Annotated in this window: 12 protein-coding genes; 4 read left to right on the top strand and 8 right to left on the bottom strand. The window is 57.2% G+C overall.

The genetic code is table 11. The annotated features are described in order from the left end of the window. The first annotated feature begins 19 nt into the window (after positions 1-19). A complete protein-coding gene (locus BJ917_RS13255; protein WP_056856218.1) occupies positions 20-217 on the top strand; it encodes a hypothetical protein in 198 nt (65 codons plus the stop codon). Next, complete coding sequence (locus BJ917_RS13250; RefSeq protein WP_121103583.1) at positions 184-1,434, top strand: site-specific integrase; 1,251 nt, start codon at positions 184-186, stop codon at positions 1,432-1,434. The genes BJ917_RS13255 and BJ917_RS13250 overlap by 34 nt, the downstream gene beginning before the upstream one ends. 3 nt (positions 1,435-1,437) lie before the next feature. Here the strand turns inward: BJ917_RS13250 and BJ917_RS13245 are convergent, their stop codons facing one another. Continuing rightward, positions 1,438-2,808, bottom strand: a complete 1,371-nt coding sequence (locus BJ917_RS13245; protein ID WP_121103582.1) for a PIN-like domain-containing protein — start codon at positions 2,806-2,808, stop codon at positions 1,438-1,440. A 195-nt stretch (positions 2,809-3,003) separates the two neighbouring features. Between BJ917_RS13245 and mutS the strand changes: the two genes are divergently transcribed. Together mutS and fdxA are read left to right on the top strand one after the other, a co-directional pair. Next, positions 3,004-5,571: a DNA mismatch repair protein MutS gene (gene mutS / locus BJ917_RS13240; RefSeq protein WP_177435592.1), complete on the top strand. Its 2,568-nt coding sequence runs from the start codon at positions 3,004-3,006 to the stop codon at positions 5,569-5,571. 142 nt (positions 5,572-5,713) lie between these two features. Continuing rightward, positions 5,714-6,037 carry a ferredoxin FdxA gene (fdxA, locus tag BJ917_RS13235; RefSeq protein ID WP_095197066.1) on the top strand — a complete coding sequence of 108 codons (324 nt, stop codon included), beginning with the start codon at positions 5,714-5,716 and terminating at the stop codon, positions 6,035-6,037. A gap of 485 nt (positions 6,038-6,522) precedes the next feature. On the opposite strand, the gene rpoS is transcribed toward fdxA, so the two are convergent. From rpoS to fghA, 7 genes are all read right to left on the bottom strand, one after another. Continuing rightward, positions 6,523-7,530 carry an RNA polymerase sigma factor RpoS gene (gene rpoS / locus BJ917_RS13230; protein WP_096513144.1) on the bottom strand — a complete coding sequence of 336 codons (1,008 nt, stop codon included), beginning with the start codon at positions 7,528-7,530 and terminating at the stop codon, positions 6,523-6,525. Positions 7,531-7,634: 104 nt separating this feature from the next. Beyond that, entirely contained in the window at positions 7,635-8,492 is an 858-nt protein-coding gene (locus BJ917_RS13225) for a peptidoglycan DD-metalloendopeptidase family protein (RefSeq protein ID WP_096513145.1), read from the bottom strand. 211 nt (positions 8,493-8,703) lie between these two features. Then, on the bottom strand, positions 8,704-9,339 hold the full coding sequence (locus BJ917_RS13220; protein ID WP_172901687.1) for a protein-L-isoaspartate(D-aspartate) O-methyltransferase: 636 nt from the start codon (positions 9,337-9,339) through the stop codon (positions 8,704-8,706). Positions 9,340-9,380: 41 nt separating this feature from the next. Then, positions 9,381-10,130, bottom strand: a complete 750-nt coding sequence (surE, locus tag BJ917_RS13215) for a 5'/3'-nucleotidase SurE (protein ID WP_096513147.1) — start codon at positions 10,128-10,130, stop codon at positions 9,381-9,383. Then, a complete protein-coding gene (gene truD, locus BJ917_RS13210; RefSeq protein ID WP_096513148.1) occupies positions 10,118-11,176 on the bottom strand; it encodes a tRNA pseudouridine(13) synthase TruD in 1,059 nt (352 codons plus the stop codon). The genes surE and truD overlap by 13 nt, the downstream gene beginning before the upstream one ends. Beyond that, the gene (ispF, locus tag BJ917_RS13205) at positions 11,173-11,646 is read right to left on the bottom strand and encodes a 2-C-methyl-D-erythritol 2,4-cyclodiphosphate synthase (protein WP_121103580.1); all 474 of its coding nucleotides are present in this window, start codon (positions 11,644-11,646) and stop codon (positions 11,173-11,175) included. The genes truD and ispF overlap by 4 nt, the downstream gene beginning before the upstream one ends. 53 nt (positions 11,647-11,699) lie before the next feature. Then, positions 11,700-12,545 carry an S-formylglutathione hydrolase gene (gene fghA, locus BJ917_RS13200; RefSeq protein WP_096513150.1) on the bottom strand — a complete coding sequence of 282 codons (846 nt, stop codon included), beginning with the start codon at positions 12,543-12,545 and terminating at the stop codon, positions 11,700-11,702. Positions 12,546-12,549 lie beyond the last annotated feature (4 nt).

Here is a 12,549-nt window from a genome sequence, read left to right as displayed (position 1 = left end):
GAGCTGGGGAGAAACAGCAATGAGCCTTCCACGCTGGGTGATGATCAACCGCGCATCCGAACTCACCGGCTACAGCGAAGACGCCATACGCCACAAAGTGAAGAACGGGACTTGGGCACAAGGCCGGATCTGGCGCAAAACACCAGACGGCCGCATCGCAATCAACATGACGGAGTACGACAAGTGGGCCGAGAGCGCACCGCAGGAAGCGGCCTAGAAGCTGAGCTGGCTAAACACAAAGGACTCGAACTGCATGGCGGTTACATCCGCATAGTGTTCATGTGGCGGCGAATCCGCTGCCGCGAATCCTTAGGTCTACCGGTAACCAAAGCCAACATCAAACACGCCGCTCTACTTAGGGCGGCAATTACTCATGAGATCAAAACAGGAAAATTCGATTACGGTCGACACTTCCCTGACTCGAAGTACGCAGTCAACTACAGCAACGTAAAGGACGAGCGCCTGACCGCACTCATGGCCCGTTACAAACCGTTGAAGGCTGTCGACCTAACTCCTATGACCGAGGAGAAATACAGCTACGCGCTCGATATTTGCACCGAGCTTTTAGGGCCAGACCGTTTGGCAGGCATCCTTCTACCCGAAGACATCCAGCGACTCAGGACACAACTGATCGCCACCCGGGCGCCTTCGACTGCGAACCATTACCTGGCAACGTTTGCGGGCTTCCTCGCGTGGTGCGAAAACAACAGCTACTGCCGCAAAGGACTGGCCGCCGCCTGCATCCGTTTCGCGATGACGGACCGCGAGCCAGACCCCCTGACCAAAGAGGAATTCGAACAGCTGATACATAAAGGTTGCCTTCACATACAGGACTCTGCGGCGGTGACCCTCGCAGTCTACACGGGACTACGTCCGGGCGAGTTGTGTGCTCTGGCGGTCGAAGATATCGACCTAATCGGAGGCCAGATCAATATCACCAGGGCAATCACAGCAGACGGAACCTTCAAGGTACCCAAGACTGGAAAACCTCGGGCCGTGCTTCTGATGCCACCTGCTGTTGAAGCCTGTAAAACTCTAATGGGATTGGTGGCTGACCACGAACCGCGGAAGATCGAGGTGTACATGAACCGCCACGAAAGCCGCATCGAAACAGTAACGCCGATACTTTCCCCGACAACACAGGCGCGAAAGAAAATCATCAACCACTGGTTTATACCCACTTCGTGGAACACAAAGTGGGTAGCCATCCAGAAACGCTCAGGTATACGTCCACGCCGGCCATACCAGACAAGACACACCTATGCCTGCTGGTGCCTAACCGCACGCGGCAATCTTGCGTTTATTGCAAAACAGATGGGCCATATGGATTTCACCATGCTAGTTCAAGTTTATGCAAAATGGATGGATGACGAATCTCCAGCCGAACTTGAAAAAATTTGGTCACAACTTAACTCCAGAAAAATAAAAAAATGACCCCTATTCTTCACTACCATTTTTAAAAAGAATTCTCTGACGCAGACTCAAGGAGCGAAGTTTAGCGCGCATTTCCGAAAGTTCACTCTCTAGTACGTCAATAATAGAGTTGAGAATAGCCAAGCGCCTCAGAGTGTCTTGCAACGCCTCATCAGCCGGTCCTGCGCCTTCCCCGACAAGCTTATGCTGAAGAATTGCCAGTTGTTCGCGCTCTTTTAGGAGACTGTCCAATCTTTCGCGGATCTGTACGGCACGCTCGCGAACCTGTGATCTCTGAGCTTCTATCCAATGAATCTCATAATTTTGCCTTCCCTCGTCGGGCATCGGCCACGCGAACTTCGCCGGGGAGACGTCAGACCAAGTAGCAATTGCCGGAGCATCAGGCCAGCTAGAGGGAGCATCATTCCAGCTAGAGGGAGCAGGCTTATCAGGCCAAGTGTTGCCAGGTTTAGAAGGCCAGGCAAAATTCACTGCTTTATCAAGCAATGCGCTTTCCGAATCCTCTTCACGTATATCCCTTATTTCATTCACCGCTTGTTCTGAAGCATCCTGTTTCAAATACTCACTCGCCCTCTCCAAAAAGCGGTCAGGAAGATACATATAAAACTCCTTCCCAACCAATGATAAAAACTCCTCTACCAACTGAGGGTGTGGACCAAGTGTTTTCCCCTGAAAGGAAGCCCACCAATCATCTTTACTATCACCAGTTATAAAAATAACAGATTTATTTAACGATTTAGCATGCTCAATTATCTGCAACCAGACAATATAATCGCCGTACGGCCGACAAACATCAGTAAAGACAATCGAGTCTCCACCTTTTTTTACGTCACAAAAACCGGGCGGAATCTTCTGCTCATAACGCCCCTTTCCATCTACGATGATTTTGTCTAGTTGCTCACGGGCAAAGGAGCTGCCAACTTTCCCCTCAAGCAACCTTTCCAACTGATCCTTGATCTCATCTGTATTTATTCGTTTCTCATAAACCAACTTATTTTGATTTAGCTCGGAAACAATTTTTGCAAATAACTCCAAACCTTCTGCCAATGTTTGCTCTGTAACAAAAGGGTGCTGATTATGATTTTCCAAACTTCTCTTTAGAGCGTCTACTTTCTTAACAGCATCATCATAAACCTTACCTTGCTCTCCAATAACGGAAAGCCTGTTATTCAGATATTCAAAAACAACCTGATGGGGGACCCACAAGCGATCGGCAAGAGAGGTAAAAACCTCTAACAGCTTCGAACAAGTGAAATCAGAATATCTATAAAGATTTAGAAGAACGTTAGCATCGAGCACAAAAATGCATTCATCCCAAATTTTCTCAACGTCAGCGGCAGCGCCTGAGAAATAGCCAGGGAATTCCTTTTTCATGATCTGCTCCAACAGGGTTGATGATGCCAATGTGACATGCAGCACTCAAAATAACCTGACCTCGCGTCCTTCACCACCCCCCTATGTTAATCTCGGCCTATTCCCAGCAAATGCCGCTGATATCAAATCGTCATTTGCCCCATTTTTGCCCCACACTTTTGAACAAACAATCCTAAGCCTCTGATGAATAAAGCAATTTCCGACCTGTCCTCCCACACGCCGATGATGCAGCAGTACTGGCGCCTGAAGAACCAGCACCCAGACCAGTTGATGTTCTACCGCATGGGCGACTTCTACGAGATCTTCTATGAGGACGCGAAGAAGGCCGCCAAGTTGCTCGACATCACTCTGACTGCCCGCGGGCAGTCGGCCGGTCAGGCAATTCCCATGTGCGGAATTCCTTACCACGCCGCCGAAGGTTACCTGGCGAAACTGGTAAAGCTCGGTGAGTCGGTGGTGATCTGTGAACAAGTCGGCGATCCGGCCACCAGCAAGGGGCCGGTGGAGCGCCAGGTGGTGCGGATCATCACGCCGGGGACGGTGAGTGACGAGGCGCTGCTGGATGAGCGTCGGGACAACCTGATCGCGGCCGTGCTGGGTGATGAGCGTCTGTTCGGCCTGGCGGTGCTGGACATCACCAGCGGCAACTTCAGCGTGCTGGAAATCAAGGGTTGGGAAAACCTGTTGGCGGAGCTGGAACGGGTCAATCCGGTAGAGCTGCTGATTCCGGATGACTGGCCGAAGGATCTGCCGGCGGAAAAGCGTCGTGGGGTTCGTCGCCGTGCGCCGTGGGATTTCGAACGTGACTCGGCGCTGAAAAGTCTTTGCCAGCAGTTTTCTACCCAGGACCTGAAAGGTTTCGGGTGCGAGAACCTGACCCTGGCCATCGGCGCCGCCGGTTGCCTGCTGGCCTATGCGAAAGAAACCCAGCGCACCGCCCTGCCCCACCTCCGCAGCCTGCGTCATGAGCGACTGGACGATACTGTGGTGCTGGACGGCGCCAGCCGTCGCAACCTGGAGCTGGACACCAACCTGGCCGGCGGTCGCGATAACACACTGCAATCGGTGGTCGACCGCTGCCAGACCGCCATGGGCAGCCGCTTGCTGACCCGTTGGCTGAATCGACCTCTGCGTGACCTGAAGATTTTGCTGGCCCGCCAGACGTCGATCACGTGCCTGCTCGACGCCTACCGTTTCGAAAAGCTGCAACCGCAGCTCAAGGAAATCGGCGACATCGAGCGGATTCTCGCGCGGATCGGCCTGCGTAACGCCCGCCCGCGGGATCTGGCACGCCTGCGCGATGCCCTCGGCGCCCTGCCTGAGCTACAAGTGGCGATGACCGAGCTTGAAGCCCCGCACCTGCAACAGCTGGCAACCACTACCAGCACCTACCCGGAACTGGCCGCGCTGCTGGTAAAAGCCATCGTCGACAACCCGCCGGCGGTCATCCGCGACGGCGGTGTATTGAAGACCGGTTACGACAGCGAACTCGACGAACTGCAATCGCTGAGCGAGAACGCCGGACAATTCCTGATCGACCTCGAAGCCCGGGAAAAGGCCCGTACCGGCCTGTCCCACCTGAAGGTTGGGTACAACCGCATCCACGGCTACTTCATCGAATTGCCGAGCAAGCAAGCCGAGTCGGCGCCTGCCGATTACATCCGCCGTCAGACCCTCAAGGGCGCCGAACGATTTATCACACCGGAACTCAAGGCCTTCGAAGACAAGGCGCTGTCGGCCAAGAGCCGCGCCCTGGCCCGGGAGAAGATGCTTTACGAGGCGCTGCTCGAGGACCTGATCGCGCAGTTGCCACCGCTGCAGGACACCGCTTCGGCGCTGGCCGAACTGGACGTACTCAGCAACCTGGCCGAGCGTGCATTGAACCTTGACTTGAACTGCCCGCGGTTCGTCAGCGAACCGTGCATGCGTATCAGCCAGGGTCGTCACCCGGTGGTCGAGCAAGTGCTGACCACGCCGTTCGTGGCCAATGACCTGAGCCTCGATGACAATACGCGCATGCTGGTGATCACCGGTCCGAACATGGGCGGTAAATCCACCTACATGCGCCAGACCGCGCTGATCGTACTGCTGGCCCATATCGGCAGTTTCGTACCGGCGGCCAGTTGTGAATTGTCGCTGGTGGATCGCATTTTCACCCGGATCGGTTCCAGCGATGACCTGGCAGGCGGGCGCTCGACCTTCATGGTCGAAATGAGCGAAACCGCCAACATCCTGCACAACGCCACCGAGCGCAGCCTGGTATTGATGGATGAAGTCGGGCGCGGCACCAGTACGTTCGACGGTTTATCCCTGGCCTGGGCGGCGGCGGAGCGACTGGCGCACTTGCGCGCCTACACGCTGTTCGCCACCCACTACTTCGAGCTGACGGTTCTGCCGGAAGCCCAACCGCTGGTGGCCAACGTGCATCTCAACGCCACTGAGCACAACGAGCGCATCGTGTTCCTGCACCACGTGCTACCGGGGCCGGCCAGCCAGAGCTACGGCCTGGCAGTGGCGCAGCTGGCCGGTGTGCCCACTGAAGTGATCGTGCGCGCCCGTGAGCATTTGAGCCGCCTGGAAGACACCGCCCTGCCCCATGAAGCGCCCAAGCCAGCCAAAGGCAAGCCTGCCGCGCCACAGCAAAGCGATATGTTCGCCAGCCTGCCGCATCCGGTGCTGGATGAACTGGCCAAGCTCGACCTGGACGATATGACGCCACGTCGTGCGCTCGAAATGCTCTATACACTAAAGACACGGATCTAACGCATAGGCTTGCAAGCTGTTAGAATCTCGCGCGGTTTGGGATGCTGCTGGCTTTTAGCCTGGCCTGCAGACTATCGCTCCCGAACCTTGCGACCCCTATGTGAAGGGGCGCAGCAAGCCGCGCCTGAGGAGAAAATTAGAAATGACCTTCGTCGTCACCGACAACTGCATCAAGTGCAAGTACACCGACTGCGTAGAAGTCTGTCCGGTGGACTGCTTTTACGAAGGCCCGAACTTCCTGGTGATTCACCCGGATGAGTGCATCGACTGCGCACTGTGCGAACCAGAATGCCCTGCCGTGGCCATCTTCTCCGAAGATGAAGTCCCTGCGGGCATGGAAAACTTCATCGCATTGAACCTGGAATTGGCCGAGGTCTGGCCGAACATCACCGAGCGCAAAGACCCTTTGCCCGACTCCGCTGAGTGGGATGGCAAGCCAGGCAAGATCGAACATCTCGAACGCTGATTATCCCCGCGTTCCCGAAAAAGGCCCCACAAGGGCCTTTTTGCTTTTCTGCAGGCGAAAAAAAAGGGGCGGTTTGACCCGCCCACTTTTTTCCCTATTCCCTGTGTTCCATTTCATCGTCCTGATGAATCGCTTCCTGCGATGTCCATTACCCTCATCCTTGAAGGGCGTGTCTGTCCCTCGACACAACCCGAATACTAGAGTGTTCGGAGCCGGGAGCAATCGGCCTCGAACGCTGAAATCGCCTGTCATATGCTGTTAACTTGCTAAAATAAGCATCTAAATCAACTAGATAAATCAACGTCAGTGAAAGTATGGCGGTCTGCCACGCTGTAAAAATAACGAACACTTACGAAAGAGTAAGCCAAGACTTACAACCCAAGACTACAAACCCGAGGTGGCTACGCAGGTCTGCGGGGACGTTCTTCCGCGCAACAAAAAACCCCGAACCAGTCGGGGCTTTTGTTGACCGCTACACGAGCCTGTTACTGAAACAGCGACTCGCTCGACAGGCCGTTTTTCTCCAGGATCTCACGAAGGCGCTTGAGGCCTTCAACCTGAATCTGCCGGACCCGTTCCCGGGTCAGGCCAATTTCCAGGCCTACGTCTTCCAGGGTACTGCTCTCGTGACCGCGCAGCCCGAAGCGGCGCACAACCACCTCGCGTTGTTTGTCGGTCAGTTCCGAGAGCCATTGATCGATGCTCTGGGACAGGTCGTCATCCTGCAACAGTTCGCATGGATCGGTTGGGCGATCGTCGGTAAGGGTGTCCAGCAGGGTTTTATCCGAATCCGGACCCAGCGAGACGTCGACCGAAGAAACCCGCTCGTTCAGGCCGAGCATGCGCTTGACCTCTCCTACCGGTTTTTCCAGCAGGTTGGCGATCTCTTCGGGTGAGGGTTCATGATCGAGTTTTTGCGTCAGCTCTCGTGCGGCCCGCAGGTACACGTTCAGCTCCTTGACCACATGGATCGGCAACCGGATGGTCCGGGTCTGATTCATGATCGCGCGCTCGATGGTCTGACGAATCCACCAGGTTGCGTAGGTCGAAAAGCGGAAACCCCGCTCAGGGTCGAACTTCTCCACCGCCCGAATCAAGCCGAGGTTGCCCTCTTCGATCAGGTCAAGCAGCGACAAGCCACGATTGACGTAACGCCGGGCGATTTTCACCACCAGCCGCAGGTTACTTTCAATCATGCGTTTGCGCCCGGCCGGATCGCCACTTTGCGACAGGCGCGCAAAATGAACTTCTTCTTCGGGGGATAACAGGGGGGAAAAGCCGATTTCATTGAGGTACAGCTGCGTGGCGTCGAGTGCCCGCGTGTAGTCAATGTACTTGTGTTGCTTCAACGATGCGGAGTGTTTGGATTTGGCACGAACGGAAGGTGGAGCCGCCCCTTCATCATTCGACATCGAATCCGTATCGATGCTGGTCTCCATCAGGAGAACCTCATCGTCGATGTCAAACTCCGGCACTTCTTTACTGAGAGCCATTGTTATAGTCCTTTGGTGAGTTCGACCTCAAGCTCAAGCGGCGCCTTTATCCTTGGCAACGCTGGAGCCTGTCCCCTCTACGTGACGGAACAGGCTGGTAGCGATCAACGACGTGGCAGGAATTGCAGCGGATCTACAGGTTTACCTTGGCGGCGAATCTCAAAATGCAGTTTCACCCGGTCTGTACCCGTTGACCCCATTTCGGCAATTGTCTGTCCGACCTTGACCTGCTGCCCCTCCCGAACCAACAGCCTGCGGTTATGTCCGTAGGCACTGACGTAGGTTTCGCTGTGTTTGATGATAACTAATTCGCCGTAGCCCCTTAAGCCACTCCCGGCGTATACCACCGTCCCATCAGACGCAGCTAAAACAGGCTGTCCCAAATCTCCGGCGATATCAATTCCTTTATTCAAACTACCGTTTGAAGAGAATTTACCAATCAAAATGCCATTAGATGGCCATCCCCAGCCGGTCGGGGCCGGGCCCGGAGGAGGCAGTGGAGCGGGTGCCGGCTTGTTGGCGACGGACGGTACAACCGCCGGTGTGGTCGTAGTGGCACCGTCGACAGGACGACGGATCACGGTGGTTTTACTCGAGGACGACGGCGAGGAATTGGACGAACTGACCACCGCAGTCGACGTTGAACCGGTGCGACCATCGAAGCGAATCGTCTGACCCGGATGGATCGTGTAGGGCGCATCAATGTTGTTGCGTGCCGCGAGCGCCTTGTAGTCCCAACCGTAGCGAAAGGCGATCGAGAACAAGGTGTCTTTCGGGCGGACGACGTACTGTCCCGTCGTCACTGCCGGGCGCTGGGCAACGGCATTGTTGCGATCAACGACGCGTACGTCGCTGGATTTGTTGCTGGAACAACCGACCAGCAAGGTGCTCATGACAAGGCCAGTCACCAGGCGCTGAAAGCTCGTTTTACCCATACGCTGCGCAATGACTGTGAGACTCACCCGCCGCTCCCTTTGTGGTGGCTGAAAATGTGATTTGCCGTGTTCCGGCACGAAATGTCGCAAGTATAACGGGCCGTGCAGGCTTTACCCTTAATGAAGCGAAATGGCTTCGCGCACACGTTTGCTGCCTGACAAAACAACCCGTTTAACCAATCGACGCCGCTGTAAGACAAAGGCTATCGAAGAGAATTCAGCGCGTTGAAACAAAAGCTCAGGCCAGTGGCCCATTGAGCAGCGGGACGAAACGAACCGCCCCCAGAACACGCCTGGAAAATCCCTGCTCCTCGCGAATGATCAGCATCAATTGTTGTACCTCTCCGGACCCGACCGGTATCACCAGACGCCCCCCGGGGGCTAATTGATCAAGCAACGCCTGAGGCACGTCGGTCGCCACCGCCGTCACGATAATGCCGTTGTACGGCGCCAGTGCCGGCCACCCTTCCCAGCCATCACCCCAGCGAAACACCACGTTGCGCAGGTTCAATTCGACCAGGCGTTCCTTGGCCCGGTCCTGCAGCACCTTGATGCGTTCGACGGAGAACACCCGCTCGACCAGTTGCGACAACACCGCCGTCTGGTAGCCCGAACCGGTACCGATCTCCATCACCTTGTCCAGAGGCCCGGCCTCCAGCAGCAGCTCGCTCATGCGAGCCACCATATAAGGCTGCGAGATGGTCTGGTTATGCCCGATCGGCAGCGCGGTGTCCTCGTAGGCACGGTGTGCCAGCGCCTCATCGACAAACAGGTGACGCGGTGTTTGGCGGATGACTTCCAGCACCCTGGCGTTGGACACCCCTTCCTCGTACAAACGTTGAATGAGGCGTTCGCGGGTCCGTTGCGAGGTCATGCCGATGCCGCGACGCAGCATGTCGTCTTGCTCACGAGTCATTAGCGCAACCCCTCCAGCCAGCCATCGAGACTTCTGAAGGCATCATTGAAGGTGCGATCCAGTTGCAGTGGAGTGATGGAAACATAGCCCTGCATCACCGCATGAAAGTCAGTGCCCGGGCCACCGTCTTCAGCGTCCCCCGCTGCGGCAATCCAGTATCCGGACTTGCCGCGCGGGTCGACCACTTTCATCGGTGCCGCCGCGCGGGCGCGATGCCCCAGGCGAGTCAACTGGACACCGCGGATATGTTCCAGGGGCAAGTTAGGTATGTTCACGTTGAGTACCGTACGCGGTGGCAGTTCGAGATCCCCATGGGCCTCGACCAGTTTGCGCGCAAAGTAAGCGGCTGTGGGAAGGTTGTCGACTTGTCGCGAGACCAGCGAAAAGGCAAACGCTGGACGCGTCAGGAAACGCCCTTCGAGCGCTGCCGCCACGGTTCCGGAATACAGGACATCGTCCCCCAGGTTGGCGCCCAGGTTGATCCCGGAAACCACCATGTCCGCTTCACGCTCCAGCAAGCCGTTGAGGCCCAGGTGCACGCAATCGGTCGGCGTACCGTTGACGCTGATAAAGCCGTTGGCCAGCGTCTGCGGGTGCAACGGACGGTCGAGCGTCAACGAACTGCTGGCGCCGCTTTTGTCCTGGTCCGGGGCGATAACCACGCATTCGGTGTAATCCGCCAGCGCAGCATAAAGCGCGGCGAGACCGGGTGCGGTTACCCCATCGTCGTTAGAAATCAGAATACGCATGAGCTGTCCGTCTGCCCCACCGGCACCAGATCAACAAGTTCGCGCACCAAGACGGTGGCGAAGCATCCGGCCGGCAGGACGAATTCCAGTTGCAGAATGTCAGGCTCGGGATAATGCCACGTCAACCCGGCAATGGGCAGCCGCAGGATGCGACGTTCGTGGCTCATACCGGCGTTGATCAACCAATCGCGAAGGTCCGCTTCGCGCGCGGCGATGGCCTGCTCCAATTCATGGACAGCGCCCGTGGCCGGCGAGTCACCTTCGCCCCACTGCGGACCCGTCGGATGCAGATCGAGAATGGCCAGGCGCGGGTCGCTGCACTCGGCCTCACCGGCCGGGAAGAAGCTGCGGCTATCGGTAAACGCCAGCAGATCACCGACCTGGGCACGTTGCCAGGTGCCATCGGCGACACGCGCGGCCAACACCTGATTGAACAGAAAACTACGCGCGGTGGAGAGCAGGCGCGAACGGACGTTACGCTGCTCCGGCAAGGCCTTGCGCGCGGCCCAGGCACGGGCGTCGACCACGTTGCCGCCGTCATGCCCGAAGCGCTGGCTGCCGAAATAGTTGGGGATGCCTTGTTTGGCGATCAGTTGCAAGCGCTCTTCGATGGCCGCCTTGTCGCCGGTGAACTGCGTCAGGCGCAAGGTGAAACCGTTGGCCGAATGGGCACCGCGTTGCAGCTTGCGCTTGTGCCGGCTGGTCTTGAGGATTTTCAGCGTGTCGTTTTCGGCTGCCGACAGGTCCGGATCAGCCTTTCCCGGCAGTTGTACGCTGAACCACTGACGGGTCAGCGCCTGACGATCCTTGAGCCCGGCGTAACTGACGGTGCGCAAGGGTACGCCAGCGGCCTTGGCGATCCGCCGCGCCGCTTCTTCCGTATTCAGACCGCGCTTTTCCACCCAGATCCACAAGTGTTCGCCGTCGCCACTCAGGGGAATATCAAGGACTTCGTCGACCTGGAAATCTTCCGCGATGGCTTTCAGCACCGCAGTGCCGAGGGCATCACCATAGGCCCGCGGGCCGAGCAATTGCGCTTCGTTCATGCGCGCAGCAACAAGGCAACGGAATGCACGGCAATGCCTTCTTCGCGACCGACAAAGCCGAGCTTTTCGGTGGTGGTAGCTTTTACGTTCACTTGATCCAACTCAACTTGAAGATCCGCGGCAATCAGCGCGCGCATCGATTCGATATGCGGGGCCATTTTCGGCGCCTGGGCAACAATGGTGTTATCGACGTTGCCGACCGTCCAGCCTTTGGCGTGGACCAGTGCGACGACGTGACGCAACAGCACACGGCTGTCAGCGCCCTTGAATTGCGGGTCGGTGTCCGGGAAGTGCTTGCCGATATCACCCAGCGCGGCGGCGCCGAGCAAGGCATCGCTCAAGGCGTGCAGCAGGACGTCACCGTCGGAGTGAGCGAGCAGCCCGAAGCCGTGTGCAATTCGCACGCCGCCCAGAGTAATGAAATCGCCTTCAGCGAAACGGTGCACATCATAGCCGTGGCCAATACGCATAAAAAAACGCCCCGATTTTTGTCAGGGCGTGATTCTACCTGCTTTGTCGGACATTAGGCGCCTAGAGCGCGCGCATGATGTTGCAAGTGGTCGTCAATGAAGCTGGCGATGAAGAAATAGCTGTGGTCGTAGCCCGGTTGCAGGCGCAACGTCAGCGGGTGATCGGCCAGTTTAGCCGCCTGCTGCAAGGCTTCCGGCTTGAGCTGGGTGGCGAGGAAATCGTCTCGATCGCCTTGATCGACCAGCAGTGGCAGCTTTTCGTCGGCCTCGGCAAGCAACGCGCAAGCATCCCACTCCCGCCACTTCGCGCGGTCCTCACCCAGATACCGGGAAAAGGCTTTCTGCCCCCAGGGACAGTCCATCGGATTGTTGATCGGCGAGAACGCCGACACCGACAGATAACGCCCCGGATTGCGCAGGGCACAGACCAGCGCGCCGTGGCCACCCATGGAGTGACCGCTGATGCCGCGCTTGTCCGACGCCGGGAAATGCGCTTCGACCAATGCCGGCAATTCCTGCACGACATAGTCATGCATCCGATAGTGGCGCGACCAGGGTTCCTGCGTGGCATTCAAATAAAACCCTGCACCGAGCCCGAAGTCCCAGGCACCGTCCGGATCTCCCGGCACATCGGCGCCGCGAGGACTGGTGTCCGGTGCGACAATGATCAGCCCCAGTTCGGCGGCCATGCGCATGGCGCCGGCCTTCTGCATGAAGTTCTCGTCGGTGCAGGTCAGGCCGGACAACCAGTACAACACCGGCAGCTTACCGCCCTGCTCCGCCTGTGGCGGCAAATAGACGGCGAACACCATGTCGCAGCCCAGCACGTCAGAGCGATGCCGATAACGCTTGTGCCAACCGCCGAAACTTTTCTGACAGGAGATATTTTCCAGGCTCATGGCA

This window comes from Pseudomonas sp. WPR_5_2, assembly GCF_003634475.1.
In the GTDB taxonomy this organism is placed as follows: Bacteria; Pseudomonadota; Gammaproteobacteria; order Pseudomonadales; family Pseudomonadaceae; genus Aquipseudomonas; species Aquipseudomonas izuensis.
This window is presented reverse-complemented; position numbering and strand designations above follow the sequence as displayed.

Coding starts and splice junctions, on each gene's coding strand:
- BJ917_RS13245 (WP_121103582.1), bottom strand. CDS start 2,808: ATGAAAAAGGAATTCCCTGGCTATTTCTCAGGCGCTGCCGCTGACGTT.
- rpoS (WP_096513144.1), bottom strand. CDS start 7,530: ATGGCTCTCAGTAAAGAAGTGCCGGAGTTTGACATCGACGATGAGGTT.
- fghA (WP_096513150.1), bottom strand. CDS start 12,545: ATGAGCCTGGAAAATATCTCCTGTCAGAAAAGTTTCGGCGGTTGGCAC.
- truD (WP_096513148.1), bottom strand. CDS start 11,176: ATGAACGAAGCGCAATTGCTCGGCCCGCGGGCCTATGGTGATGCCCTC.
- fdxA (WP_095197066.1), top strand. CDS start 5,714: ATGACCTTCGTCGTCACCGACAACTGCATCAAGTGCAAGTACACCGAC.
- ispF (WP_121103580.1), bottom strand. CDS start 11,646: ATGCGTATTGGCCACGGCTATGATGTGCACCGTTTCGCTGAAGGCGAT.
- surE (WP_096513147.1), bottom strand. CDS start 10,130: ATGCGTATTCTGATTTCTAACGACGATGGGGTAACCGCACCCGGTCTC.
- BJ917_RS13220 (WP_172901687.1), bottom strand. CDS start 9,339: ATGACCTCGCAACGGACCCGCGAACGCCTCATTCAACGTTTGTACGAG.
- BJ917_RS13255 (WP_056856218.1), top strand. CDS start 20: ATGAGCCTTCCACGCTGGGTGATGATCAACCGCGCATCCGAACTCACC.